Source organism: Dietzia cercidiphylli, from assembly GCF_014145145.1.
Classification (GTDB): Bacteria; Actinomycetota; Actinomycetes; order Mycobacteriales; family Mycobacteriaceae; genus Dietzia; species Dietzia natronolimnaea.
Genome location: NZ_JAALEA010000460.1, coordinates 1 through 24,040 on the forward strand (window position 1 = coordinate 1; position 24,040 = coordinate 24,040).

Sequence of the window (24,040 nt, forward strand, 5' to 3'; positions counted from 1 at the left end):
GTCGAGTTCGCAGGATCTACAACTCAGCAGCTTTTACTTGTCATAACGATAATTATCGGCGTTAACTTTGCCGCTGGTCAGAGCGTTTTCCGCACGGGTCAACCACCCATGGCCGGCCATGCGCCTGTTGCGGCAGGGCTGGTTCTCGCGTGGTTGGAGCCCGGCTGTCGAGCTAGTTTGCCGCTGCGTAGGCCTGCATCACGTTGGCGGGGATGCGTCCGCGGTCTGAGACGTCGTAACCATTGGCGCGGGCCCAGTCTCGAATCGCTCTGGTGTTCCCGGACGTGGTCGTGGCCTTGCGGGCAGTTCTGGTCCTGTTTCCGGTTACCCGATGGCCGGCCTCAATGTACGGCGCTACGACCTGGCGAAACGCCTCGGCATTATCGTCGCTCAGGTCGATGGAGTATTCCTTGCCGTCAAAGACAAAGGAGATGGTGTTCGACGTCTCGCCGAGGTCGGTCCCGTCGAGGTCGTCGATGTAGTGCACCTGGAATTGCTGAACCATGGTTACCCCTTCTGTTTGCTGCTCTATCAAGTATGCCTACGGTGGAGAAGTCATGCCCGTCATCATGAGAGGCATCACTTCGCCCTGGTGCCTCGGTTATCGGCGGGGCCTCAGGAAGGCGGTGGCGGCAGTTGTCGGGGGCTCGTCCGTGCTTGCGTATCGCCTCCGGGCGAATGCATGCTGGTCCAGCTCGTCTTGGGCCAGCCGTAATTCGTCCTAGTTTTCTGGCCTTTTGGGTTCGTTTGCGGTGGCACTGGCGGATTTCTTTTGGCACAGTCAGGTCGCGCTTGACTGCTGCGCCGTGATCGTCGCCAGTGCGCGGTTTAGGTGCTGTGGCCGCGCGCGCTTAACTGTGGCGGGCATCAAGGGTGGGGCTACTTGCGCAATGCCCCGGTGTGCGGGCCCGTGGTCGCCGCGTGCACGCAACGAACGAGAAGGTGGCGAGGAGTCAGGTCGTCGACGAGGGCCCTCGGGCGGTCCGCTGGTCGCAGGTGGAAGAGGCGTTCTACGTTGGAAACTATCGGGGGAATTTCGTTGGTTACATCGACAAGGGCCCCGATGGCGGTTTCAGATCATTCGACAGTATGTCGACACTGCGGGGCGAGGCCAGCAGTTTGGAGGAATCGATGGCGTGCCTCGATGCACTGTTCTTCGCCACTGCGGGAGATCGGGGTCGACAATGACTGTGAACAATGACGCCGCCAGCACATCTCAGTCGGGCGAGCTGAAGTATCTGGTGTACACCAGTGTGGCCACGCGAAAGATGCTTCCCGACGATCTCGAATCGATTTTGTTCACCTCCAGGAGACGGAATCTGGACGCCGGGATAACCGGACTGCTCCTGTATAGGGGCAATGTTTTTATTCAGTTCCTCGAGGGCCCCGCTTTGGAAGTGGATGCGCTCATGGACCGCATCTCGTGCGATGACAGGCATAGCCGTGTGCGGGTGCTTGTGGTCGAACGGGTAGCTGAGCGCAGTTTCGCAGACTGGAAAATGGGGTTCGCCATCCCCAAGGACACGCGGCCAACCGGGATCGAGGGGCTCAGAGATAGCTTCACGGATCTCACCAGTGGGGCCGACTACGACATGGTCCGGCAGGCCGCAGAGGACTTCTCTGTCTGGTTCAAGGCCGGCCAGCGCGCCGTCCCATCCTGAGCTCAACGGGCAATCGATCGGCCCGGGTCATACCGACAGCCAGGTGACCACCACTGGATTGTGGTGGTCACCTGGTCGGTCACCGATAAGTGGCGTGTTATCGGCCTCTGGTGCTGCGGTAGTCGTCTGCGCGTGTGGTGTGGGTGCTTCGGGCACCGGCGGCGCCGCCCAGTGCGGTGACGAGGGCGCCGAGCAGTAGGCCGCCTACGGCCCACCACGCCCCGGTCGCTATCTCGTCGCGGTTCTGCTCGAACTGGTTTTGTGCGTCCTGGGCGGCCTGGTCGGCTTGCTGCTGTACTTGGTCGACATCCTGCTGGTCGATGTCGGCGTTCTGCGCCGCCTGGCTGGCCTGGTCGGCGGAGATGGTGGTCGCGCTGCCCGCGGTCTGGGCGAGGGTGCCGAGCGCTCCCCCGATGGTGCCCAGGATGCTCGTGCCCAGCCATCCGACCAGCACCAGCATCGCTACCAGTGAGGTGGCCCAGGTCACCAGCCCGTGGAGCAGGCCACTGCGCACGGCCAGGGCACCGGCGATGTACCCGGCGACGGCGAGCGCTACCACCAGCGCCACCACGCCCCAGATGCTCACGGCAATACTGCTGGCCTCTGATAGGCCCAGTGCGGCACTGGCCAGGGCGAAGACCACCAGGATGGCCAGAAACGTCACGGTGCCGGCGAAGATCGCACCCCACGACGTGTTGGCGGTGCGGTGGCCTCGATCGGTGCCGATGAGAGAATCTCGCGCGGTGTCGTCGTGCTGCTCGGGGGCCAGTGGCGCAGATGAGCCGTGCGTGGGGCCGTGCCCGGCGGCGAATCCCGCTGTTTCTGACCGCCGGTGGGGTCCGGTGGTGTCCGGGGTCCGGCCGCGGCCGGCTCTGGCGTCCTCTCGATCGTCTGCAGAGGTCATGGGTAGAGCTCCTTTGAGGGTTGAACCTTGTCGGCTGGATAGGCGGGCGCGGGGATCGAGTTGGCTGCTGGCGAGCCTCGATCCCCGCGCCCCCTTTTTTCCGGTGTGTCGGTTGGTTCGAGCTTTAGGAGTCCTGCGCGTGGTCCTTGACGTTCTGCGCGGCCTGCTGGGAGTTCTGCTTGAGCTCGGAGGCGTGGTGCTTGCCTTCGCTGGTGACCGTCTCCGCCGCTGCGCTAGCGGTGTCCTTGAGTGATTCGGCCGCGTCCTGGGCCTGCGGTTTAAGGCTCTCGGTCATGTCCTGAGCCACGCCCTTGACCTCATCGACCAGCGGTTCGGCCCCGTCTTTCACGGTGGTGGCCGCGTTCTTCTCAGCGTCACTGGCCGGTAGCAGGGACCCGAGAAGCCATCCGGCGCCCAGGGCGATCAGGCCCGCGGCGAGCGGATTGCCGCGAGTGCGGTTCTTGATCTGGGTGGGCGCTTGCTTGGCAGCGTGCCCAGCCTCCGAGGCCAGAACCGAAGCCTGGTCCCGCGCCTGGGCCGCGGTGTCCTGGCCCGAGGACGCGGTGTGGTCCACGGCGCCCATCACAGACTCCCGGATGCTGCTGAACCGGTCTTTGACCTTGTCGGTCTGACGGCTGGCGGCCTTGGCGGGGTCCACTTTCTCGGCCAGCGCGTCCACATCGTGGCCCAGATCGGCGCGGGTGCGCTCGATGTCGGCCCGAATCTCCTCGGGGGTACTCATGGCGTCTCCTTGCTGGGGTTGAGGGTGGGCGGAATCTCTTGCATGGTCCGTTGGGTCTGGGGCAACCCCTTGACCTTGGTCATTCGCGCCCTGCCCAGCACCGCGAGCACGGCAGCGATAACGGCCCAACACAGGGCCACGATCAGGGCGGCCCACCCCAGGTCCATGACGTTGCCCAGCGCCCACGCCAGAGCAAGGGAGAGAAACATCAGGACGAAGAACCCGCCAAGTGCTGCCCCGGCGAGCATCCCCACCCCGGCGCCGGCCTGTTTAGCGGATTGGGTGGCTTCGGCTTTGGCGAGCTCGATTTCTTTACGGACCAGGGTGGAGAGGTTGTCGGCGAAGCTGGAGAACATCTCCCCCAGCGACTCGCTGCGGGCCCTTTGCTCGGCTTCGGGTTCGGGAACTGGCGAGGACCCGGTCATCAACGGCCACCCGGATCGATGGTGTCGGCGCCGCTGGGGCCCTGCCCGAACAGCGGAGTGCTGAGCGGATCGATGGCAGGGACGGGGTCCACGCGCTCGGGAAAGTCGAACGTGGGGTCGGCCGGGGCCGGCATTGGATGCGCAGGGGTCGGGACATCCGGTGAGGTGGCGGCCGCGGGAGCATCGTCACTGTCGGCCAGCCCCCGGGTCAGGCGCCCGGCAACCAGGCCGACACCAGCGGCCACGGCCAGAAAGGTGCCGGGGCGCCGGGCGGCGAAACGGCGCACGCCCGTCAACAGATCCTCGGGCGACTTGGTCTCCAGCGCGGAGGTGAGCTGGTGGGCGCGATCGGCCACGGTGGAGATGACCTGACCCACCAGGTCCGATTCCGGCTGTTCGCCGCGGGCCAGGCGCTGGAGATCATCGGTGGCCACACGGGCCTGCTCGGCCAAGCGCTGCTGCTGGGTGGCAGCCTGGGACAGGGCCTCATCGCGTGCCGAGGAGGCCAGGGACTTGGCATGATCACGTGCTTCGTTGGTGACCTGGGACGCTTCCTGGCGGGCGGTGCCCGCCATCTGCCCGGCGGCGCCCTTGGCCTGATCGGTGATCTGGGAGGCCTGCTCGCGAGCGGCGTCGGGGGGTGAGTCGGCGCCCTGTGAGTTCGATGTCATCGTCGGTGCCCTTCTTGCGAGTCGGCTCGCCTACCCGGCGAGCTTGGTGGTGACGTGCACGTCGTTATTGGCCTGACAGGCGCCGCTGGCTGGGTGCCGGGCGGCGCCTGTCACAGGGCCTGAGTCGGGCTAGCGCCGCGTGGTCTGGTCGGTGTCACCGTCGATGTCGATGTGCTCGGTGCGGACCTCCTCCGACACGGTCTCGGTGTCGGTGACCTTTTCCTTGCCCACACGAAGGCGCTCGCGCTCGACCGTCTCCTTCTCCACCACCGGACGCTCTTCACGAAGAGTGATCTCCTCGACGTGCTCACCGTCACTGACCTCGTCGAGGCCACCCTTGCGGACCGTGCCGCCGGCGTCCTCGCGCTCGACGACGAGCTTTTCCTTGGAGACGGGAACCTCGACGTTCTCGGTCTCCGTGGTCGTGTACTTGCGCAGCCGCACCCGGCCGGTCTCCTCGGTGCGCGTGCCGACGTTGAGGCGCTCCTCGTGCGCGGTCACGGTGTCGGTGGCCTCATGGCCACCCTCACGCGACTGCCCGGTGGTGCCAGCCTTCACGCGGGCATCGACGTCATCATCAGACACCGTCGCGCGGTCGGTACGGCCGGTGGCCGCCCCACCGCCGGTGAGTCCGTAGTGGCTGTAGAGCCGGTCCTCTTCAGCCGGAGAAAGATCTCCACCGGCATCGATACGGGGAGCGTCCTTGACCTGATCCTTGGTGTACGCCACCCGCACTTCGTCGTCACCCAGTTGCGCGCCCTGAAGCGGCACGAAGCTCTCCGACATCCCGAACAGACCCGTGGAAACGGTGGCGAACGAGGGCTGGCCGCTGTCATTGTCGACATACAACATCCCGAGCTTGCCGATCTTGTCTCCGGAATTGTCGTAAACAGTGGCATTAGCCAGACGATCAAACGAATTGTCGGTCATGTTTCGAACTCCTTGCAGTAGGGAACAAAGCGACCTCGACCACGAACCGGCACCTAACTATCCGATCGTTGTCTTCACCCCCTATTATCTCGGTCCCCCGCGGGCAGTTCTTCACCCTTAAGGGTGACGCTGTAGTGGGGCGGTTGGGTGACTTCGATGCCGAGATTTTCCGCCATCAGACACGGTGGACGTGATCGCCGACGGTCTCGTTGTCGCCGCCGATCCGATGCCATTTTTGGGCGTCGTGGTGCAAGCGCCGCCGATCGGTGGGGAGGCATGGTGGACGAAGACCGGTCAGCCAGGGGATCGCCATTGGCCTGCAGAAAGGACGGGACCGAGCCTGGTGCAGGGTGGAGACGCCCAGGTTCCTTGCTCCAGACGTTCGCAGGCCGTTTCCTAGAGGTATTAGACACCTACTCTTGCCGGAGCCGGCAAGTCTTATCGAACCCCAGTTGCTGGGAACATTGTTCCCTGGAGTCCGAGAACGCTTCCTGCGTCGTCAGTGAAGTAGATCCCCGCAAGGCGAGAGGAACAGCTCTGGCAGGGCAGAACTGTCGGGACGCGGGTGCAAGGAATGCGGCGCGGAAGAAGGGTCAGCCGGAGCGCAGGCGGCCTGCCAGCTTGTGGCGTTCCATTTCGGTCAGGCCTCCCCAGACGCCGTAGAGCTCCCGCGCCTTCATCGCGTACTGGCGGCATTCCACTATCACCGGGCATTGCTCGCAGAGGACTTTGGCTGCCTCCTCTTTACGGCGCCGAACCCCTTTGAGGTCCTGCTCGTCGTTATAGAACAGCTCTGCCTGCCCTTGGCAGTTACCGCGATCGGCCCATGCCCACCGGTCATCGAGAGCCGTGGCGATGATGTGGGTCAACAGATATTTCCTGCCCTTCGTCAAGCATCGCGCGCCAAGTGGACATCTCATTCTCTCGGGCCACAGCGGCCATGGCTTCACCCTCAGGGGTGAAGTGGAGAGGGGTCCACCTGCGCCTACGATTACCACGGTGAGCGGCAAAGCGATCAGGGTGACTGTGGTCAACGACTATCTCGTCGTAGTGGCGGGAGTTAACGCACTGCTGGCGCCGTATGCGGACCGAGTTGAAGTTGTCGAACGGCACACCGTCACCAGTGGATCGGCCCCCGTGGACGTCGCGCTCTATGACACTTTCGCCGCACCGGTGGGCAAGCACGCGCGCCTGGAATCGCTACTGCAGGACCCGTTGATCGGGTCGGTTGCCGTCTACTCCTTCGCCGTGGATGAACGGGCGATCGATGACAGCCTGGCCCAAGGAGCCCATGGATTCTTGGCGAAGTCCCTGTCAGCGCTCGAGCTGGTTGAGGGAATCGAGAACATCGCCGCAGGTCAGCGGGTGACCATGGTCGGACCCGGCCTATCGGTGATGCGATCGGACCAGTGGCCGGCCAAAGAGGCGGGCCTGTCTCCCAGGGAGGCGGAAGTGATCGGTCTCATTGTCCAGGGACTATCCAACAAGGACATCGCCGCGCAGTGCTACCTGTCGACCAATTCGATCAAAACCTTCATCCGGTCCGCATATCGGAAAATGGGCGTGAGCACCCGGGCCCAGGCCGTGGCGTGGGGAATCGAGCACGGACTCAAGCCCGACCGACGAGCCCCAAGCGGACTCCCCACGCACACCATCCCGCCAAGCTCACCGAACAGCATCAGCACGCCCCAGCGCGCTCAGGCCTAATCGGCAGCCCCGGGGATCTAGTGGACGATGATGACCCGGATGTAGGAGGGCCCACGATCCCGGCACATTGGGCTGTCTACCTGCACTTGCCAGGTCGATGGAGACGTGCGTTTCCGGCTGGGTCGGGTGCGTTACCCGTAGTGGTAGCGGCAGGTGGCGATACGGACTTCCGTTTCGGTCACTTTGTAGACGAGTCGGTGTTCGTCGGTGATGCGTCTGGACCAGTAGCCGGCGAAGTCGTATTTGAGGGGTTCGGGTTTGCCGATTCCTTCATTGCCGTTGCGGGTGATGTCCTGCAGGAGCAGGTTGATCCGTTTGAGGATCTTGCGGTCCTGTTGTTGCCACCAGAGGTAGTCCTGCCAGGCGTTGTCGTCCCAGACCAGCAGCACGTCAGTCCGCGCCAAGCAGGTCGCTAGCCTCGGCGTCGAGCAGGTCGCGAGCCTGGCCACGGCCATCCTCGAGCCTTTCCATCGCATCCAGGAGCCGACGGGCGTTGGCCGGGGATCGCATCAGGTGGGCGGTCTCGCGCAGGGACTCGTAATCGTCGAGGGAGACCATCACCACGGGTTCGTGACCGGCACGGGTGATGACAACCTCCTCGCGGTCGTTGGTGACTCCGTCGAGGACCTCGGCGTAGCGCGCCCGGGACTCGGTGTAACTCATGGTCTTCATGTCGAACCTCCTGTACGTAAAAGTGTACGTAGCGCGAGCGTGCGACGCAATCGCTTCCCTCGCAGCTGACGGCGCTACTCCCGAAGGGCCGATCCGCGGGCTGTTGGTGCGCCGTCGGGGTGCCGACGCGTGGCGGGCATTGCGATACCGAATCCGGCAGCGAGCTCGCCCCCGGCATGGGCGCGTCGGCCCTAGCCGCAGAGCGGGCAGGAGGGCCCCGCTGCCGCCTCTCTCGCGGTGGGGCGCGGCTCGGCGGCCGGGAAGAGTGTGTCGAGGAGGAGTCTCGGGCCGGATTTCAGCGCAAGAGTGCGTGCCGCTATCCCGGCGGACGTGCGTGGGGTAACATAGGTAACAAGAAACGATACCGGTTACCTGTTACCGAGTGTGGGGAGAGTGCGATGTCGACGTCGGAGAAGATCGCCAGGGCGTATGGGGTGCTTGTCGCGCGGGGAGACAAGATCACTGTCCGCAGCGTGCAGCGCGAAGCGGGGGTGCGGATCGGCGAGGTGGCCGCGTGGATGCGTGAGCACGCGGCCGCGGCCACCGGTGATGTGCCAGAGGCTCCGGACCTGTCGGAGGCGATGTCGGCGATGGTGCAATCGGTGTGGGCCGCGGCGTGGAAGCGGGCCGCGGAGCAGGCGGATGAGGCGACCGCGGTGGCACTCGATGCCGCGCGCGCGGGCGAGGCTGACGCTTTGACCGCGGCGGAGCGCGCTGTCGCGGAGAAAGACGAGGTTGTCGTCGCGCTCGATGGCGCAGCCGAAGAGGTCAAGGCGTTGCGGGCCGAGCTCGAGCAGCTGCGTGGCCAGCTCGAGACAGTGCGCCAGGACGCCAGCCTCGCGCGCGCCAAGGCCGAGGAGGCCGATCGGGCCCGGGTACGCGCCGAGGCGACCTCGGACACGCTGCGTGAAGTGTTGGACTCACTACGTGATGGACCTCGCGAGGCAGGCCCGGCCCCTAAGCCGTGAGCGCAGCTGGCTCCCCACCAAGCGGCCCCGAGTGCCGAGAAGTGGCAGCCATAGGTGGGGGCAGGATCAGGCTCGGAGGGCGCCGCTCCCCCGGCGGACCGGGGTGGTCGGATGTTCCTGGTCGCCGGTCACACGGTCGCCCCGGTTCGTTCGGCGATGAGACGTGCCATGCGGTGTGCGCGTGCGGTGCGGCCCAAGCCGCCCGGCCGCCCAGGGGATGATCGGGTGCCGGTCGCTATTGCGGTGGGGTGCTTTTACTGGATGGTGCTACGGCCTTGTCGATCACCGGGGCGAGGTGACCGTGTCGCGGACGGTGTTGTCGCTGCTGCGGCGGCGAGGACCGAGTAGCGCGTACAGGAGCACTCCGAGAAGCGGGAGTGCGAGGATGACGAGCGCCCAGGCCCAGTCATATGTAGTCCGTCGGTGTCTTGCCAGGTGAATGAGGGCGAGGACATCCAGGACGATCACGCTTACCATCGCCGCGCTCCATGCGATGTCGTACGCCGCCGGAATGGTGATCTGCGAGGCGTCTTGCGGAAGCGTGGTGGTGGCAAGTGGGAGAACGGGCATTGTTGATCCTCGGTAGGGGTCGGTGGATCACCGGTTGTCACTCGGTGTCGTACCCATCGTCCTGGAGTTGGCCTCCCCGTAGGTCAGTTGGCGGACTACCAGAGGCTCCACGGTTGCCCGGTGGCGATGGCGTCGTCGATGCGGTGATCAATAGTGTGCGCTGGCTCGTCTGCGGCGATTGCGGTGCGGATCGCCTCTGCGATTGCGCGGGAGAGGCCGGCTGGACCGCGGGTGTCACCGAGGGGACTGTTCGCGCTGTGTCGTCGCGTGAGGTAGTCGGCGCGGTTGTCGCCGGCGGTGCCTAGCCGTAGATGGTTCGGGTTGGTGCAGCCGGCGTAGTCGCAGCGGTGGCACAGGATGGGGTCGGTCAGGGCGCTCCAGCCGAGTCGGTCGATGATGCCGTGCGCGAGTTGGTAGGCGTACAGGTGCGCGGGGACGGTGCCGCGGCGGGAGAGCCCAGGCAGGCTGGCGGCGCGGAAGGAACCGTGTCCGGTGGAGGAGATCGCGCCGATCCAGGGCCAGCACTGGTCGGGGCCGCGGCGGTAGCGCTTGTTCTCAAACCGTTGCCGGGTGGCGGGGTCGGTGAGCCAGATGCGCCACAGTGTCGCCGGGGTGCGCACCGGCCGGGGATCGCCGAGCAGAGAGAGCTGCTGCGTGTCCGGTGCGGCCGGTAGAGGGAACAGTGCTGCGGTCATCGGGGCCTCGAGGGTGTTGAGGGAACTGTTACCGGGTGGGGCGAGGATAGGTGTCAGCTACGACAGCGTCGGCGATGGCCGGGCCCGCACGGTTGCGCAGTGTCCGCTGGTGGGTGCGCCCGGCGGCAAGACGCCGGGCGCACTCTAAAGAGCGCGTTGTGGAGCAGGCCCGGTAACAGCTCCCCGCTTAGACTCCCCCGCCCTGCCCGAGGCGCCGAGGGGTAAAGACACTGTCGCAGCGGGGCAGGAGTCCATCCTTCGACCCCGGCAGGGCGATCGGGCCCGAGGCGCTCACGCCACGTTGCGGTCCCCAGTGGCCTCCGCCGGGGCCTCATCGTGCGTGTCCTGCGCCGAGGCAACCTGCTCCTGTCGGTCGTCACCCAGTGTGTCGAGGGTCGTCTTGATGTCGCGAGTGGAGATGCCGAGGAGTTCGGCGATCTCGCCGCGCGGTTCGCCCTCGTCGATGAGAGCCTTGATCGCCTCTCCGGCATCGAGGCGAGCCTTGGCGATCGCGTCGGCGGCGGTGAAATAGCGGGTGGCCGCTGCCTCGATGCGCTCGTCGCGCTCCCGGCGCTTGCGCTGCTTCTCGGCGAGCGCCTGCCTGGCGCGGTTGCGGGCGCTGGTCTTGTCGGAGGTCTTAGCCACGGTAGTCGCTTCCCTGTAGTCGAGCTGGGCCTGTTCTCGCCACCCAACTCTAATGCTGCCGACGATCGCACACCAGAGCCTGCTATGCCCCCGGTCCCCCACCAGTGCCCCATCCGGACGTGTCACTTCGTTCCACGCTTGTACTTCGCTTCCCTCAGCCCCCGAGAACCCACACACCTCTTGCTGATTTTCAGACTTCGTCCGTGACCGGGCGCTGACGTGGGGTTAGAGTGGGCGTCGTGATGACCCTCCACGTGCTGCACGCCGGGGACGGCTACAGCTACCTGACACGTCAGGTAGCTACTGCTGACCGGCTGCGCGAACGTGGCCAGGAGCTGACCGACTACTACACCGCCAACGGCACCCCTCCCGGCCGCTGGCACGGCGCTGGCTTGGAAGCCCTCTCAGAGATCAGCCCGGTGTCCGGCACGGTGTCCGAGGAGCAGATGAAGGCGCTGTTCGGCGAGGGCCGGCACCCCAACACCGACCAGATGCTCGAGGCCGGCACCGACCTCAAAGAGACCGCGCTCGGTCGGAAGTTCCCCGAGTTCAAGAACGAGATCCCGCTCGTGGAGGAGTACAAGTCCACGCTCCGGGAGCTGGCCGAGGAGGGCCACACGATCGACAAGGCCACCACCTCGGACCTCTGGCGGACGCTGGCAGACAAGCACTACCGCGCCAAGTTCGGACACCAGCCACCCACGGAGCGGGAGCTGCTGTCCTGGGCCGCCGCGCAGCGCAGCAACGTGCGTCAGCCGGTCGCCGGCATGGATCTGGTGTTCACTCCGCAGAAGTCCGTCAGCACCCTGTGGGCCCTGGCGGACACCGACACTCGGCGGGAGATCGAACGCATCCACCGCGAGTGCGTCAACGACTCCCTGGCGTGGATCGAGCGCGAGGCCGCCTTCACCCGCCGCGGTGATCGCAGCGAGCGGCAGATCGACACCCACGGTCTGATCGTGGCTCAGTTCGACCACTACGACACCCGCGCCGGCGACCCGAACCTCCACACCCACTGCGCGGTGTCGAACAAGGTGTTGGGCGTCGACGGCAAGTGGTCCGCCCTCGATGGAGCGGCGCTACACAAGCACGCCGTGGCCGCGTCCCAGCGCTACAACGCGGCGATCGTTGATCGCCTTCGCCGGGAGATGGGCGTGGCGTTCGAGGCCCGCTATCCCACACGCGACAGGCAACCCGTCTGGGAGGTCGCCGGCATTGATCAGACGCTGTGCCGGGCGTTCTCCTCACGCCGTCAGATGGTCGAGGCTCGCCGCGACGAGCTCCTCGCCGAGTACCGGGCCACCCACGGCCGGGCACCGACTCAGGCGGTCCAGTACGCGCTTCTGCAGCAAGCCACGCTAGACACCCGGGAAGGCAAGCAGGAGTCCCGGTCGCTGGCCGATCACCAGTCGACCTGGCGCCGATTGGCCGCCCGTCACCTCGGGTCAGAAGCCGCCGTCGACGCTATGGTCTCCCGTGCACTGAACCCCGAAACTCCGGACAGTCAGGCGCGCGAGATGAACCCCTCGGTGCGGCAGATGGATGCCGTCGAGGTCGAGTCCGCCCGCGTCATCGAGGCCGTGTCCGATGCCCGCGCGACGTGGACCCACGCGCACGTGCGGGCCGTGGTCGAGACCCAGCTGACCAACGTCGCGTTCACCTCACCCACCGAGCGGGACCACGCGGTGACTACCGTGGTCGACCACGCCCTGGGACGCGGGTCGGTGGCCCTGTCGACGCCCGAGACGCTGGAGGCGCCGACCGCATTGCGGCGCGACTCCGACGGGCTCAGTGTCCTCGAGCGCCACGGCGAGCTGCTCCACACCTCAACCGCCATGCTCGACGCCGAGGGCCAGGTCGTCGCCGCCGCACAGACGCCCGTGGCGGTGTTCACCACCGGCGAGCAACTGCGAGCGGTTATCGCCGTGCAAGAGTCCGCGAGTGGTCGCGTCCTCAACCCCGGACAACGCGCGCTGGCCGAACACTTCTGCCTATCCGGCGGGCTCGTCGCCGCCGGCGTCGGTCCCGCCGGCACGGGCAAGACCACCTCCATGAAGGCCGTCACCGCCGCCTGGCAAGCTTCCGGCCGACAGGTCATCGCCCTGGCGCCGTCCGCGGTCGCCGCCGACACTCTCGGTGAGGAGATCGGCGCCGAAGGCCGCACGCTGGCCTCGCTGACCTACCGCTGGCGCGGAAAAATGGAGTACATGGGCTACGCGCCGCGTAACCCCGAAGGGCTGCCGATCGCTATCGAACCGGGTGCGATGCTGCTGCTCGATGAGGCCGCCATGGCCTCCACCAAGGACGTCGCGGCGCTCGTGGAGATCGCCCGCGATCGCGGCGCGGTGGTGCGCATGGTTGGAGATCCCGCGCAGCTCGACGCCGTCGAGTCCGGCGGACTCATGCGCCTGGTGGCCTCCGAGACCAACGCCCCCGAACTGACCGACGTCGTCCGCTTCGGCGACGACACCGCGCAGGCCCGCGCCTCCATCGGCATCCGCTCCGGCGACGCCGGCGCCCTGCAATTCCACGCCGACAAAGGCTGGGTCCACGGTGGCGACTGTGAGGAGATGATCGCCGCCGCAGTGGCCGATCACTTCGCCGACACTGACGCCGGTCGCGACGGGATCGTCCTGGCCTCCACCACCGCCACGGTGCGTGAGCTCAACACCCAGATCCAGAATCGTCACCGTGACACCGGAGCCGCTCAGGCGCGCCGTCTGGTCGACCTGGCCGACGATCTGACCGCCGGCCGCGGCGACATCGTCGTCACCCGCACCAACAACGGGGAGCTACGCACCAAGGGTGGGACCAGGCCCGGCTCCCGCGTGCAGAACGGTGACCGCTGGCGCGTGGAGAAGGTCGCCCGCGACGGGTCGCTGACCGTGAGGCACCTTGGGCACCGGGGCCGGGTCACCCTCGATGCCGACTACGTCGCCGGCTGTACCGAGCTGGGTTACGCGAGCACTATCCACCGCGCGCAGGGCATCACCGTCGACGTCTCCCGCACCGTCGTCGATGAGGCGACCAACCGCCGCGGGCTCTATGTCGCCCTGTCCCGCGGCCGGGCCGAGAACCACGCCTACGCCGTCACAGACTCTCCCCTGGATGTGGAGACCGAGAAGCCACACCTGCCCCCCGAGGTCGACGACCGGCTCACCACAGCCCGCGGCGTTCTGACCGCGGCCCTGGCCCGGGACGACGGACACACCACCGCCACCGAGCAACTGCGCGAGGCTCTGTCCGCCGCAGACGACCCGGACCGCATGGCCGCCGGCTACGCCGCCGCCCGCGATCTGCTCGTGCGCGACTACACCACCCACCTGGTGGGCTCCATGACCGTCGGTGAGGTGCCTGCGGCCGAAGCGGCGCCTCTGCGCTCGGCGGTTGATAGCGCGTTGGCCCGCGGCGTCGACGTCGCCGCCGCGATCGCGCAGTGGCACCACGAGGTCGACGCCTCGGACGACCCGCTCGCCTCGGCCACCGGCTGGCTATCGGGCTACGAGGTCGACACCGACACCGACCTCGGCCACCTGGCCCCCCTGCCCTCTCGACACCCCGGCATGGACACCGAGCTGGCCGACTACGCAGCCGCAACCCTGGCCGAGCACACCAGACTTACCCACGCGCCCATCCAGGAGACCCCCGAACAGGAAGACGAGGATCTGGACCCCTTCGCGGCCTCCTACCTCGCGCACCGGGCCGCAGACAGAGCAAACGGCCCGGCCGTCGGGAAGACGACCGGACCGTCTGTGGACTGGGGTCCGGCTACGGGGCCGGGTTCGTCAGCTGACCTCTGATGACCCTGCCGGGTGCCCTCGAGCCGGCGTTAGAACTGTGGCCCGGGGTCGGACTGTCGGCTCAGGTGTGAGCTTGGCGTGAAGTCGGTTGGGCCTGAGCTACTGGCCGGGTCTTGGCGTCCCCGATGGGTCAGATAGGACCCGATGAACGAACTGACCGCAGTAGCTGCCTCCTTCGCAGCACTGGGGCGCGAGGTGGTGCTGGGTGCAACGGGGGGCGACCAGGCCGGCGGGGTGAGCGTGCCGGTGGAAATCTGGACGCCTATCGGGGTGATCATGTCGAGGCGTTCGTCCACCGAGGTGCCGGTGAGGCGATCGAGTGTGGACTCAATCGCCTGTAGCGCACTAGGTCCGATCAACTCGGGCGGATCGAGTGAGATGGAGTCGATTGGTACAGCAATCGTCATCTCGTCACGCTCAGATTCCACGTTGATGACGCCCTGGAACAGGGCGTCACTCTCGACATTCCCGATGCGGATCTCATCGGGGCGGAAGTGCGTATCTGTGATGGCCATGACGATCTCGGGGGCCGCCGACCAGTGTTCCAATGCGGTGACGACTGCAGCGGCCGGTCGGGTATCGAGCAGCGTGTGGAGCTGGTCGCGCCTGAGGTGCCTGGTCGTGTCGAGCCGTGAGTCTCGAAAGTGAATCTTCCAGGGGTTCTCGGCTGGGGACGGCGGTACGACAGTCAACGGCGAGTTCGCTGCCGCCAACACCTCAGTCAGGTATGCGTGCAGCTCGTCGGAGCTGGAGGCGCTTGCGGTCATGGTTCCTCGACCTCCGGAGATGCCTCGATAGTTGGGGTACTGGTGTGGGGGGCAAGGGTCTGCTGCGCGGAACTCTCGGACTGCATGATCAGTTCAGCCGGCGCGGTCGTCCCAACTCCTGTGCTGACCAACCCATCTACGACCGACGGGGAGACGCCTGTAGCGGTCAGCTCATCCGACAGTTGATCAGGGCTCAGCCCGACTCGACGGTCGCCGGCTAGTGCGGCGGTATCGGCTGCTGATAGATCGGGAGTATCGGTGAGTGCGGCGTCGAGTACACCGACCAGGTCGGTGTCGGACACTTCGAGTGTCACCGCGGCGATCAAGGCGAGAGTGAGGAAATCGGGGTCAGGTCCGCCCTGTCGACGGGCACGATCCACTGACTCATCTCGGTCGCGTTCGGCCTGCGCACGGTCGACTTCGGCGCGTCTGCGGGCCTCGTCGGCAGCTTCGACCATTCTCCGCCGCTCTAGTTCGCCGGCGATCACCTCTCGTCGGGCCTGGGCGATCACCTCGGACACCCCTGCATCGGCGCGAGCGGTCTCAACTATCAGAGATCCCACCGAGTGCTGGCGGACGGAGTGTTCTCCGATCGAGCGTGTCCGTGTCGGGTACGGACTAACCGACGCGCCCACGCGGGCGTGGCGGATCAGATTGGCAACCACGGGGTCGCTGGGATGGGGGCTCATGATGCGCCTCCTTCGACTGGATCAGATTTGAGTGGTTTTCCTGGTTGATGGCTGGTGTCGCAGGCGAGCATCGGGGAACGTTCCCCTGTTAGCAGGGTCATGTGGTGGTCCCCGATGGTGCGAAGAAACAGCTCGTCACATGTGGCCGGGTCTTTGCGGGCGAGCGCCTCGTAGGCAAGCCACATCGAGCGGATGCGAAACCGCACTGAGCCGTGGGCCCACCACCGCGAGCACCACTTCTGGCTCATCCCTCCCGACTCGTAGGCCAGACGGAGGTAGTCGTCGAAGAACGCGAATTCGTCCGTGAACCGCAGGGATGGCGGCACACCTAGTTCGGTCTCCGCGAACTGCTCCACCTCTCGCTCGATGGTGCGAGCGAGGTGATCCGCGAGGCGCGGTGTCGCCAGCACGTCCTGTACTGCTGCGGGCAGCGCGGTCTTAGCGACCTCACCGATGGTGGCGCTGAACGCCTTGACGATCTGCTCGTCGAATAAGTGGCTCACGCCGCCGTCTCCTTGTTCTTCGGCGCCGGGGGCAGGTCCTGGTGATCCCAGCGCACCATTCGGGCCAGAATCGGCCGACGGCCGGTGGCCAGGACGATCATTCGTCCAAAGGGCAGTGCCGCTAGCTCTGCGGCATTGAGGGTCTGCCTCTCGACGATCTGTGTAGACACGGACCTACCGCGATCGCCGCCGCCGTGGGAGACCGACCGCTGTTGTTCGGTGTGGGTGCCAATGAGGTGGGCCAACTCATCGAGGAAGCGGTAGTCCTTGTGACCGGGGCCGATGACCACGATCGACGCGGCCGACCACAGTTTCTTCATGCCCTGCTCCCCCCAGACCTCGACGCCCTGGGCGTAGGACTGGAGCACGGTGTCGCAGATGATGCCGCGAGAGCCGAACGTGGAGTAGTAGTCGGGTAGGCGGGGCCAGCGCACGATGTTGGCGATCTCGTCCAGCGCCGCGGTCACGGGGACCGGCAGACGCGAGCCAGGGCAGGTGTCGGCGCGGTCGACCAGGGCCTTGAACACGGCCACGGTCAAGATCGACGTCACCGGCCGACCGATCGGGTTCTCCTCATCGGAGACCAGATACAGGGTGTCGGCGTTGGAGCTTGCGAACGCGACCGGGTCGAATCGCTCTGCGCCGGCCTGCGGGGTCAACCACCGAACGATCTGGCGTCGTCCCAGGCAAGAGATCATGTTCTTGGCCGCGGAGAAGACGTTGGAGCGGGTGCGGGGCTCGGCGCGGTACTTACTGGCCAGGTCTGCGGCCTGCGGCCCCCATTGACTGCCCGAGAGGATCTCGACCGGGGTGGAGTCCTCCAGGTTGGACACCCAGCCGTAGACGTCGGTGATGGGCCGTCCCTCCATCGCTGCCGCCAGGAACAGCGAGGCGAGCAGGTCGACAGCCTGGCTGTAGAAGTAGGCGTTCGGGTCACTGCCGGCCTCCCCGCGGGCGGTGGCAGCGTTGAAGATCTCGGCGAGCTCCTCGGCATTGCCGTCCCACCACTGATCGCGGCGCACGAAGTCCAGGGGATCGAAGTACCACCTCGAGGTGTCCAGACCGACGGCCTTGTCCTGCGGGTCGAGCACCCAGACCCGGCCGACCTGCTGCCGAAACGGCATGGTCGCCTCGATGACATCGCGCTTGCATGAGGTGGAGATGCAGATGCCCGGCGCTCGCCGGATCATCGGGATGATCCGGCTGGAGGTCTTTCCCTGCCTGGGACCCCACAGATCCAGGTGCAGGTCCTCCCAACCGCCCCAGAGGTCTTGCCCGGTGGAGACCTCCTTGCCGATGTACACCCCGGGGACGCTGGTGGCCTCGCCCCGGCTGAGGTTCGCGCGAGTCACGCTCTTGGCAGACAGTGATTTCACGTCCGCGCGGCCGGCGAGGTGCTGGCTCACGTCGTCCACGCGAGTCTTGCGGGCCTGCCGGCGCCCCAGTGCACCTGCGACGCCGCCCAGCAGGGCGCCGGCGATGAGCACCAGGGCGACCGCGACGATGGTGGCGCCGGTGGTCCACTCGATCTGTCCTTGCGCCAGGTCGATCACCGCGACTACCGGGTTGCCGGGGACGTCCTGGCCGCTGGCCGTGAGCTTCTCCCCGAGTGTGACGCACGCCCACACGCCGAGCACCGCGGCCGCGATGAGACCCATGGTGGCCAGTGCGATTGTCGGTCCGGGTTCGCGCGTCTGCGACTTTCTTGCGACGTCTTTGCCTGCCATGACTGCTCCTTAATGTGGTGTTCGCGCTGGTCTAGTCGCCGACGGATCTGTACTGGTAGCCGGAGACTTTCCAGTGGTCGCCGGCGAGCTCCAGCTCGACGGTCACGGTGATCTGCTCGAGTGGGGTGGTCGCTCCGTCGGTGTGCAGCACCTTCTGCTGGACCTGCACCACCCGCTGCGCGGTGACAGCGTCGCCTGCGACCGGGTCCTGCTCGCCGGCCAGGCTGGCAGCTCCGATCACGCGGTCACCGGACCTGGCCCAGGCCGGCCACTGCCGGGGCGTGGGATCGGGATCGGGACGAGTCGCCGCTGCGGTGGCCATCGGTCCGGTCAGCTGGTCGGCGATCGCGTGCATCGCATCCCACGGGGACTGCTGCTGAGCCGGGGTCCACGTGTGGACCCCGGACATCACCGCGACTGCCACCTCGTCTGCCGTGGTGATCGGGTCGATGTGCACGTGTGCGTCGGTGCCGGGTTCGTCCTCGCGGCCCAGCGTGATCGCTACCGCCACGGCAGCCACCGCTACGGCGATCACTAGTGCCGCTAGTAGACCTAGTTTCATTCTGCTCATCGCTTGATCCCTCATCTCGTTCATGCGCGTCCGAACCGCTCGGCCTCTTGAGGCACGATGACCACGTATTTCTGGGTCTCGGCGTAGGGCGGAACCCCTCCGTACTGCTGCACCGCTCCCGGGCCAGCGTTGTACCCGGCCAGCATCAGTGCCTGCGGATCCCCGCTGAGTTGGCCGGAGGCGATGCCCTCTCGCTGGCCCTCGGCGATCTCGCACAGGTAGCGGGCGGCGGCCATCGTTGCATCGGCCGGATCGGACGGGGATCCCGAGCCGGGCGGTCCGGCCACCTGACCGTTGTCGTCGACCTTCGCGCCCTTGGATGCCCACGTGCCAGGCATGAACTGCCCGTAGCCCTGGGCGCCGGCCGGTGACACCGCGGTGGCCTGAAACCCCACCGACTCGTGGTAGAGCAACCCGGCCAATAGCGGCGAATCGACCTCGCGGCACACCTGGCCGCCCAGGTCGATCCACCTGCGCAGCTCCTCGGGAATCTCACCGGTGTTCAGGCTCCGGTGCCCAAAGTCCGGGGCGCAGTCCTCGCCGCCTGCGGCGCCGCTGGTCTCCGAGGAGTCGTCAGCTCCGTCGGTCGGGGCCGATCCGTAGCGCTGGTCGTCCGTCGGCTTCCCGCCGCCGACGACGGTGACGTGGACGTGGTCGAAGTGGTTCTCGGTCGGGGTGCCCCGGTCCGGCATCTGGTTGGGCTGGCCTTCGGCGGGGATGTACATCTGCCGCCAGATCATGTACTCGAGATGGAAGAACTCGCGGTGTGTGAGCAGGTAGTTCTTGATGCGATTTCCCAGCTCACGGCCCTCGCCCGATTCGTAGTCCGGGATCATGATGTCCACCGCCCGCCCCGAGGGGTGGTCCGGGTAGGCATCGACCGGGCGCCAACCACCGATGGTCTGCACTGACGGGAACCGCTGTGCGACGGCCCGGGCGACGCGGATCGAGTCGACCTGCAGGTTCTCCTTGGACTGGATCTTGTCCGAATCGGGCAGCTCCCCGCCAGACGGCGGAGCTGGCCGCTTCGGCGAGGACGGGGCCGGGGTCCTGCTGCTGTCCTGGTCGTCTGGTTCGCTCCCGCCGGAGCCCGGGTTGACTGCCCTGTCGAGCCATGGCTGCGGGTCGGTTTCGCCTCCCCCCGCCAGCCTTCCGCCCTCCCACACCTCAAAGTGCAGGTGCGCGCCGGTGGACTGGCCGTTGTTGCCCACTTTGCCGATGTGCTGTCCTGCGGTGACGGTGTCGCCCACTTGCACTGCGACCCCGTCGTCCCACATGTGCCCGTAGACGGTCGAGTAGGGCTTGCCGTCGATCGTGTGGTCGATGATGATCCAGTTCCCGAACCCGGAGGCGGGGCCGGCGGCTGTCACCACTCCCCCAGCCATCGCGTACATCGGGGTGCCATCGGGGGCGGCCAGGTCGATGCCCCGGTGATCGGGCCGGTCCGCGCTCTTATACGTCGAGGACACGACGTAGTCGCCCTCGGCGACCGGCAGGCTGAGCTCGCCGGCGGGCACGCCGCCGCCTCCGGTGATGCCGCCGTCGGGGAGGCACCGGTCGTCACTGGTCGGCCCGAGGATCACCACGATCACCAGCGCCAGCAGGATGACACCGATGACCAGGCCGACGACGAGCTTGACCGGACGCATCGTCACTACCGGCCCAGCTGTGCCCGCAGTGCGGCGTTCTCGGCTTGCAGTGCCCGCAGGGTGGAGGAGTTGTGGGCCATCCATGCCCCGGCTGCGACCGCCCAGCGGCGCACGGAGTCGCGGCTGATGCCGAACTCGCGGGCGACGACCTCTGCCGCGGCGGAGGTTGAGGGGAACCCGGGCTCCAGGTCGACCAGCCGCTCTACGACCTGGTTGCGGAAGGCGTCGTCGTACGGTGAGGCGTTCATGCGATCGCCGCCTGCTGGGACGAGGGCGCGGCGTCGAGGAACTCCCGCAGCCGAGTGTTGGTGTCGTGGATGTTGGTCGCCCGCTCGGTATGGGTCAGCTGCACGTGGATCGGGATCCCGTGGGTTCCGTCTTTGGACGGTTTGAGCATGAACATGCCCTGGCCCAGCGGACGCTTCTTCTCTTGGCGTAGCTGCGTGCGCTCGATCGGAGCGCCCTTGGACCACGCGGTGATCATGGCCGCTTCCGCATCGCTGAACTGGAGTACGCCCTTGAGGCGGTCCAGCTCTCCGGCGGGCAGACCGCCACAGATGACCATGCCGGCCCGCTCGATGAACCCCATCGCGGTCTTGACGTCGACCTCATTGGGCAGCGTTTCCAGGTCGCGTCCTGTGTGGGTGATCATCAGCAGTCCCGTGCCATCGGTGCGGTTGAGCCTGGTGAGTTCGTCTACTCGCTGCACCATCCCCGCGCCGGCTCCGAGGGTCGCCCACATCTCATCCAGGATCGCCAGGAAGTAGCGCTGATTGGCCAGGCCGCAGTCGGCCAGCACGTGCGCGGCCTCCATCGCCCCGTAGGCATCCGACCAGCACGCCAGCAACACCCCTGCCTTGAGGGACTGGTCACCGCGCGAGATGGCCGAGACGTCGATACAGATCGCGGGGGCGTCGAGGTCGATCTTGGTGGTGGTGTGCTCGGCGAAGACCTGTCCCATCACCCCGTCAGTCAGTGACTCCAGGGTCTGTACGAGGGTCTGCACGGTGCGGCGATACTCGGTCTCGTCGGCCACGAACAGCGCGCGGCGTAGCCCGTCGCTACCCGACCGAATGAAGTCGATCAGATCGCGCAACAGCGGTGGCGAGGAGAACGAGAACTGCCCGGACTCTCGCATGGACCGCAACGACGCGGAGATCACCAACCCCTCGAAGTCGGCCAGGGCCTGGCCGCGGATCAGCTCGGCCAGAGCCATCACCATCGTCACCTGCCGGGAGTGCACCGACTCCTCGGTCTCGGTGATCGCCTCGGCCAGCCTGGTGTTGTCCTCGCCCCGGGCGTGCAGTTCCTCCAGATGAGCCCGCATCACCGGGATCGCCTCCCCTAGCGCTCCCGCGGCCAGCGGGTTCAGGTGCCCGTGACCGTGGCCCAGCCGGATCACCTGTCCGCGCTTTCCGGCCGGGGTGACCATCGCGTCGGTCACCGCCACGTACTCGCCCTTGATGTCACCAGCGACGATCGGCACATGCCCTTGGGCGACCGCGCCGATGAACTGCTTGCGAATGAGTGTCGACTTGCCCAGACCGGGTAGCGACAGCACAAAGGCCGAGGGGTTGCCGATGATCCCCGCCTTGAACCACGACAGCACGTCCCCCGAGACGTCCTGCCCCGTTTGGGCGTGGACTCCCAACGGCACACCCACTGCCGGGGCGGTCGCCCCCACCACCCAGGGGTTGAACCCACAGCCGTAGTTCGTCGAGGTCTGCGTTGCACCAGGAGCAGAGGCCACAGCCATACGGCCCGAGAACGCGCCCTTGAACCCGCGACCGTCGACCGAGCCGTATCGACTGGTGAAACGGGGCTTGCGGTAGCGGACCTGAGGCACCTGTCGCGCGGTGCGCACCTGCTCGGCGCGCTCCGGGTGCTCATCGCACCATCGCTTGTACGCCCGACCTGTCGGAGTCACCACCCACGGAGGCGGCGCGTCACCCGCAGTGACGCGCGAGTGCAGCTCCTCGAGCTCGGCCGGCCCGATCGGGGTCTTCGACCGGCGCGCCATTACTCGGCCCTCGCAAAACTCGAGATCGTGGACTTCTGATCGAGCAGAACGCCCAGGCCCAGGCCCGCGGCGAACGCTGCATCCTGCTGGCCGTTGGTCGAGTGCAGCCGTAGCTGCGATCGGTTGCCAAGTTGGCCGATGATCGCCGCCCCTTGGTCGAGCAGCTCTGTGTCCCGCAGGGTCAGGGTCACCAGCAGCGAGTACTCCCCCAGCTGCCCACCTCGGGCCAGCGCTTGCCGGGCGGCCTCGGTGCGTTCCAGACGTAGGCCCGCCGTGGCCTTACCGATCGAGCGGGTCTTGTTCGCGGCGTTGACCGCGTCAGTGTGCTCTTTCTCCACCTGCCGCTGCCCGTCACCGGCGGCGATCGGCCGGTACACCAGCGTGATCCGCTTACGCGGGATGTCCGTTTTCGGCTCCAGCAGCGGCCGCAGAACGTGGTCCGGGAAGGCTGCTGCCGGCGGGGCGGCCATCTCGAAACTGCGCGAGACCCAGTCTTCGTGCCGGTAGTGGTTCCATTTGGCCACTGCCGTGGCTGGACCGGCATCCTCCCAGTCCACTCCCAGCGGTTCGGACGCCAGGCGTGCCCTGTTGATGACCTCCTCGAGGTCTGGGCGATAGCAGCGCATTGCCAGACCCACCGCGGCCTCCGGGCTCATCGGCGTGGCCGACACCCCGGCATACTCGAGCCGCTGATACAGGCCCGGAAGTCGGAACCCCAGGTCCGTGGCCATCGCCTCGGGGTCCTTGCGCTGCATCGCTGTAGCGGCCTTGAACGTGATCGCGATCCACGAGCGGGTCACGAGCTTGCCGCGAGCGAACTCCACCGCTGATTCGGCCTGAATCCTGCGGGCGATCTCGGGCGTGGACTCGTCTACCGAGTTCTTCACCGCCGCCATGAGGTCCTGGCCGGTGGTCGGGTAGGACTCGACTGTCACCGTGGCGGCCACCACGTCGTCGTTGAGCGAGAGGTCGGCCAGCCAGGCTCCCCATTCGGCCGTCATGTCGTTGCGGTTGGCAACCGTCAGCGGCTCCTGCCCACGCGAGGACGCGTTGAGTAGGACCGTGTACTGGTTCAGTGCTCGGTCTCGGATCAGCGCGAAGTCATTGCCGGCCACGTCTCGGCCGACGTGGAGCTCGGTCTTGGCCAGTGCTCCCGGTAGCCGGTATCGACCCCCCGGCACTCGTGAGTTGGGCCCGGACCGGTACACCGTCGACCCAGCTGCCTGCGCCCGCCAGAACTGCCATCTCATTTGTGCCACCTCGTAGAGAGTTCGATTTCCGATACGCAGTACCGCCGGGGCCAGGTACCCCACCGCCAGCACCGCAATGAGCGCCCCCGCGCCCAACCCGCCCTGCATCAGGACCAACATCGCGACGATGAACGCGATCCCGGCGATGATCGTCGCCCGCAACGGCAGGCCGAACATGCCCGTGCGCTGCGACTTCTCGCCCAGCGTGTAGAGCCGCAGGTCCGCCTGCTCGCCTGTCATAGACACCAGCTGTCTCCTTGCGCGCTCTTCTATCGGTAGTGATGGGGAGTCGGGTGCGCGGCCAGAGCACCGTCGAGCATCTGCTCGGTGGACTGGCTCATGCGTGCTGCGCCATGCGCCGCCGAAGCCACCGCGCCAACTCCCGCACCCGCCAGGCCTGCAACAGCACTGGCGCCGCGCCCCGCGCCGGCCACCGCACCAGCAACTCCGCCCTGAGGCTTGGCGGCCGCGCCG

Annotated in this window: 25 protein-coding genes; 4 read left to right on the plus strand and 21 right to left on the minus strand. The window is 66.9% G+C overall.

Going from position 1 to position 24,040, the window contains the following annotated elements; all coding sequences use genetic code 11:
• Window positions 1–172: 172 nt before the first annotated feature.
• Window positions 173–505: a histone-like nucleoid-structuring protein Lsr2 gene (locus G6028_RS15430; RefSeq protein ID WP_182659398.1), complete on the minus strand. Its 333-nt coding sequence runs from the start codon at window positions 503–505 to the stop codon at window positions 173–175.
• 679 nt (window positions 506–1,184) lie between these two features.
• Here G6028_RS15430 and G6028_RS15435 point away from each other — a divergent pair.
• Window positions 1,185–1,661, plus strand: a complete 477-nt coding sequence (locus tag G6028_RS15435; protein ID WP_182659399.1) for a BLUF domain-containing protein — start codon at window positions 1,185–1,187, stop codon at window positions 1,659–1,661.
• A 97-nt stretch (window positions 1,662–1,758) separates the two neighbouring features.
• Here the strand turns inward: G6028_RS15435 and G6028_RS15440 are convergent, their stop codons facing one another.
• From G6028_RS15440 to G6028_RS15465, 6 genes are all read right to left on the minus strand, one after another.
• The gene (locus G6028_RS15440; RefSeq protein ID WP_182659400.1) at window positions 1,759–2,565 is read right to left on the minus strand and encodes a hypothetical protein; all 807 of its coding nucleotides are present in this window, start codon (window positions 2,563–2,565) and stop codon (window positions 1,759–1,761) included.
• A gap of 124 nt (window positions 2,566–2,689) precedes the next feature.
• Window positions 2,690–3,307, minus strand: a complete 618-nt coding sequence (locus tag G6028_RS15445; RefSeq protein WP_063935705.1) for a DUF3618 domain-containing protein — start codon at window positions 3,305–3,307, stop codon at window positions 2,690–2,692.
• A complete protein-coding gene (locus tag G6028_RS15450; RefSeq protein WP_241730815.1) occupies window positions 3,304–3,663 on the minus strand; it encodes a phage holin family protein in 360 nt (119 codons plus the stop codon). Before G6028_RS15450 ends, G6028_RS15445 begins: the two co-directional genes overlap by 4 nt.
• Window positions 3,664–3,731: 68 nt before the next feature.
• Entirely contained in the window at window positions 3,732–4,403 is a 672-nt protein-coding gene (locus G6028_RS15455; protein ID WP_182659401.1) for an ATP synthase subunit B family protein, read from the minus strand.
• Window positions 4,404–4,532: 129 nt separating this feature from the next.
• On the minus strand, window positions 4,533–5,333 hold the full coding sequence (locus G6028_RS15460) for a DUF2382 domain-containing protein (RefSeq protein ID WP_182659402.1): 801 nt from the start codon (window positions 5,331–5,333) through the stop codon (window positions 4,533–4,535).
• Window positions 5,334–5,926: 593 nt separating this feature from the next.
• Window positions 5,927–6,202, minus strand: a complete 276-nt coding sequence (locus G6028_RS15465; protein WP_107749285.1) for a WhiB family transcriptional regulator — start codon at window positions 6,200–6,202, stop codon at window positions 5,927–5,929.
• Window positions 6,203–6,332: 130 nt separating this feature from the next.
• On the opposite strand from G6028_RS15465, the gene G6028_RS15470 reads away from it, so the two are divergent.
• On the plus strand, window positions 6,333–7,040 hold the full coding sequence (locus G6028_RS15470) for a response regulator transcription factor (RefSeq protein WP_249033657.1): 708 nt from the start codon (window positions 6,333–6,335) through the stop codon (window positions 7,038–7,040).
• 131 nt (window positions 7,041–7,171) lie between these two features.
• Here the strand turns inward: G6028_RS15470 and G6028_RS15475 are convergent, their stop codons facing one another.
• Together G6028_RS15475 and G6028_RS15480 are read right to left on the minus strand one after the other, a co-directional pair.
• A complete protein-coding gene (locus G6028_RS15475; protein ID WP_017836491.1) occupies window positions 7,172–7,429 on the minus strand; it encodes a Txe/YoeB family addiction module toxin in 258 nt (85 codons plus the stop codon).
• A 1-nt stretch (window position 7,430) separates the two neighbouring features.
• Window positions 7,431–7,712 (minus strand): type II toxin-antitoxin system Phd/YefM family antitoxin, encoded by a 282-nt coding sequence (locus G6028_RS15480; RefSeq protein WP_069388805.1) that lies wholly within the window; start codon window positions 7,710–7,712, stop codon window positions 7,431–7,433.
• 398 nt (window positions 7,713–8,110) lie between these two features.
• Here G6028_RS15480 and G6028_RS15485 point away from each other — a divergent pair, with 398 nt between their 5' ends.
• Complete coding sequence (locus tag G6028_RS15485; protein WP_107749286.1) at window positions 8,111–8,680, plus strand: DNA-binding protein; 570 nt, start codon at window positions 8,111–8,113, stop codon at window positions 8,678–8,680.
• A gap of 282 nt (window positions 8,681–8,962) precedes the next feature.
• On the opposite strand, the gene G6028_RS15490 is transcribed toward G6028_RS15485, so the two are convergent.
• The 3 genes from G6028_RS15490 to G6028_RS15500 all read right to left on the minus strand — a co-directional run bounded on the left by G6028_RS15490 (window position 8,963) and on the right by G6028_RS15500 (window position 10,590).
• A complete protein-coding gene (locus G6028_RS15490; protein ID WP_182659403.1) occupies window positions 8,963–9,250 on the minus strand; it encodes a PLDc N-terminal domain-containing protein in 288 nt (95 codons plus the stop codon).
• 95 nt (window positions 9,251–9,345) lie between these two features.
• Complete coding sequence (locus tag G6028_RS15495) at window positions 9,346–9,945, minus strand: hypothetical protein (RefSeq protein ID WP_017836479.1); 600 nt, start codon at window positions 9,943–9,945, stop codon at window positions 9,346–9,348.
• A gap of 291 nt (window positions 9,946–10,236) precedes the next feature.
• Window positions 10,237–10,590 carry a hypothetical protein gene (locus G6028_RS15500; RefSeq protein WP_182659404.1) on the minus strand — a complete coding sequence of 118 codons (354 nt, stop codon included), beginning with the start codon at window positions 10,588–10,590 and terminating at the stop codon, window positions 10,237–10,239.
• Window positions 10,591–10,832: 242 nt separating this feature from the next.
• Here G6028_RS15500 and mobF point away from each other — a divergent pair, with 242 nt between their 5' ends.
• Entirely contained in the window at window positions 10,833–14,390 is a 3,558-nt protein-coding gene (gene mobF, locus G6028_RS15505; protein WP_241730818.1) for a MobF family relaxase, read from the plus strand.
• A 29-nt stretch (window positions 14,391–14,419) separates the two neighbouring features.
• On the opposite strand, the gene G6028_RS15510 is transcribed toward mobF, so the two are convergent.
• The 9 genes from G6028_RS15510 to G6028_RS15550 form a co-directional block, all read right to left on the minus strand.
• Window positions 14,420–15,157, minus strand: coding sequence for a hypothetical protein (locus G6028_RS15510; protein WP_182659406.1), 738 nt, complete (start codon window positions 15,155–15,157; stop codon window positions 14,420–14,422).
• Entirely contained in the window at window positions 15,154–15,846 is a 693-nt protein-coding gene (locus tag G6028_RS15515; protein ID WP_182659407.1) for a hypothetical protein, read from the minus strand. Before G6028_RS15515 ends, G6028_RS15510 begins: the two co-directional genes overlap by 4 nt.
• Complete coding sequence (locus tag G6028_RS18105) at window positions 15,843–16,349, minus strand: DUF4913 domain-containing protein (protein WP_182659408.1); 507 nt, start codon at window positions 16,347–16,349, stop codon at window positions 15,843–15,845. Before G6028_RS18105 ends, G6028_RS15515 begins: the two co-directional genes overlap by 4 nt.
• Window positions 16,346–18,076, minus strand: a complete 1,731-nt coding sequence (locus G6028_RS15525; protein ID WP_182659409.1) for a type IV secretory system conjugative DNA transfer family protein — start codon at window positions 18,074–18,076, stop codon at window positions 16,346–16,348. Before G6028_RS15525 ends, G6028_RS18105 begins: the two co-directional genes overlap by 4 nt.
• 31 nt (window positions 18,077–18,107) lie before the next feature.
• Window positions 18,108–18,587, minus strand: a complete 480-nt coding sequence (locus G6028_RS15530; RefSeq protein WP_338404251.1) for a hypothetical protein — start codon at window positions 18,585–18,587, stop codon at window positions 18,108–18,110.
• 80 nt (window positions 18,588–18,667) lie between these two features.
• A complete protein-coding gene (locus tag G6028_RS15535; protein WP_194307071.1) occupies window positions 18,668–20,296 on the minus strand; it encodes a peptidoglycan DD-metalloendopeptidase family protein in 1,629 nt (542 codons plus the stop codon).
• A gap of 5 nt (window positions 20,297–20,301) precedes the next feature.
• On the minus strand, window positions 20,302–20,544 hold the full coding sequence (locus tag G6028_RS15540) for a transposase (RefSeq protein ID WP_017836505.1): 243 nt from the start codon (window positions 20,542–20,544) through the stop codon (window positions 20,302–20,304).
• Entirely contained in the window at window positions 20,541–22,316 is a 1,776-nt protein-coding gene (locus tag G6028_RS15545) for an ATP-binding protein (protein ID WP_241730816.1), read from the minus strand. The genes G6028_RS15540 and G6028_RS15545 overlap by 4 nt, the downstream gene beginning before the upstream one ends.
• Window positions 22,316–23,806: an SCO6880 family protein gene (locus tag G6028_RS15550; RefSeq protein ID WP_338404252.1), complete on the minus strand. Its 1,491-nt coding sequence runs from the start codon at window positions 23,804–23,806 to the stop codon at window positions 22,316–22,318. The genes G6028_RS15545 and G6028_RS15550 overlap by 1 nt, the downstream gene beginning before the upstream one ends.
• Window positions 23,807–24,040: the final 234 nt, after the last annotated feature.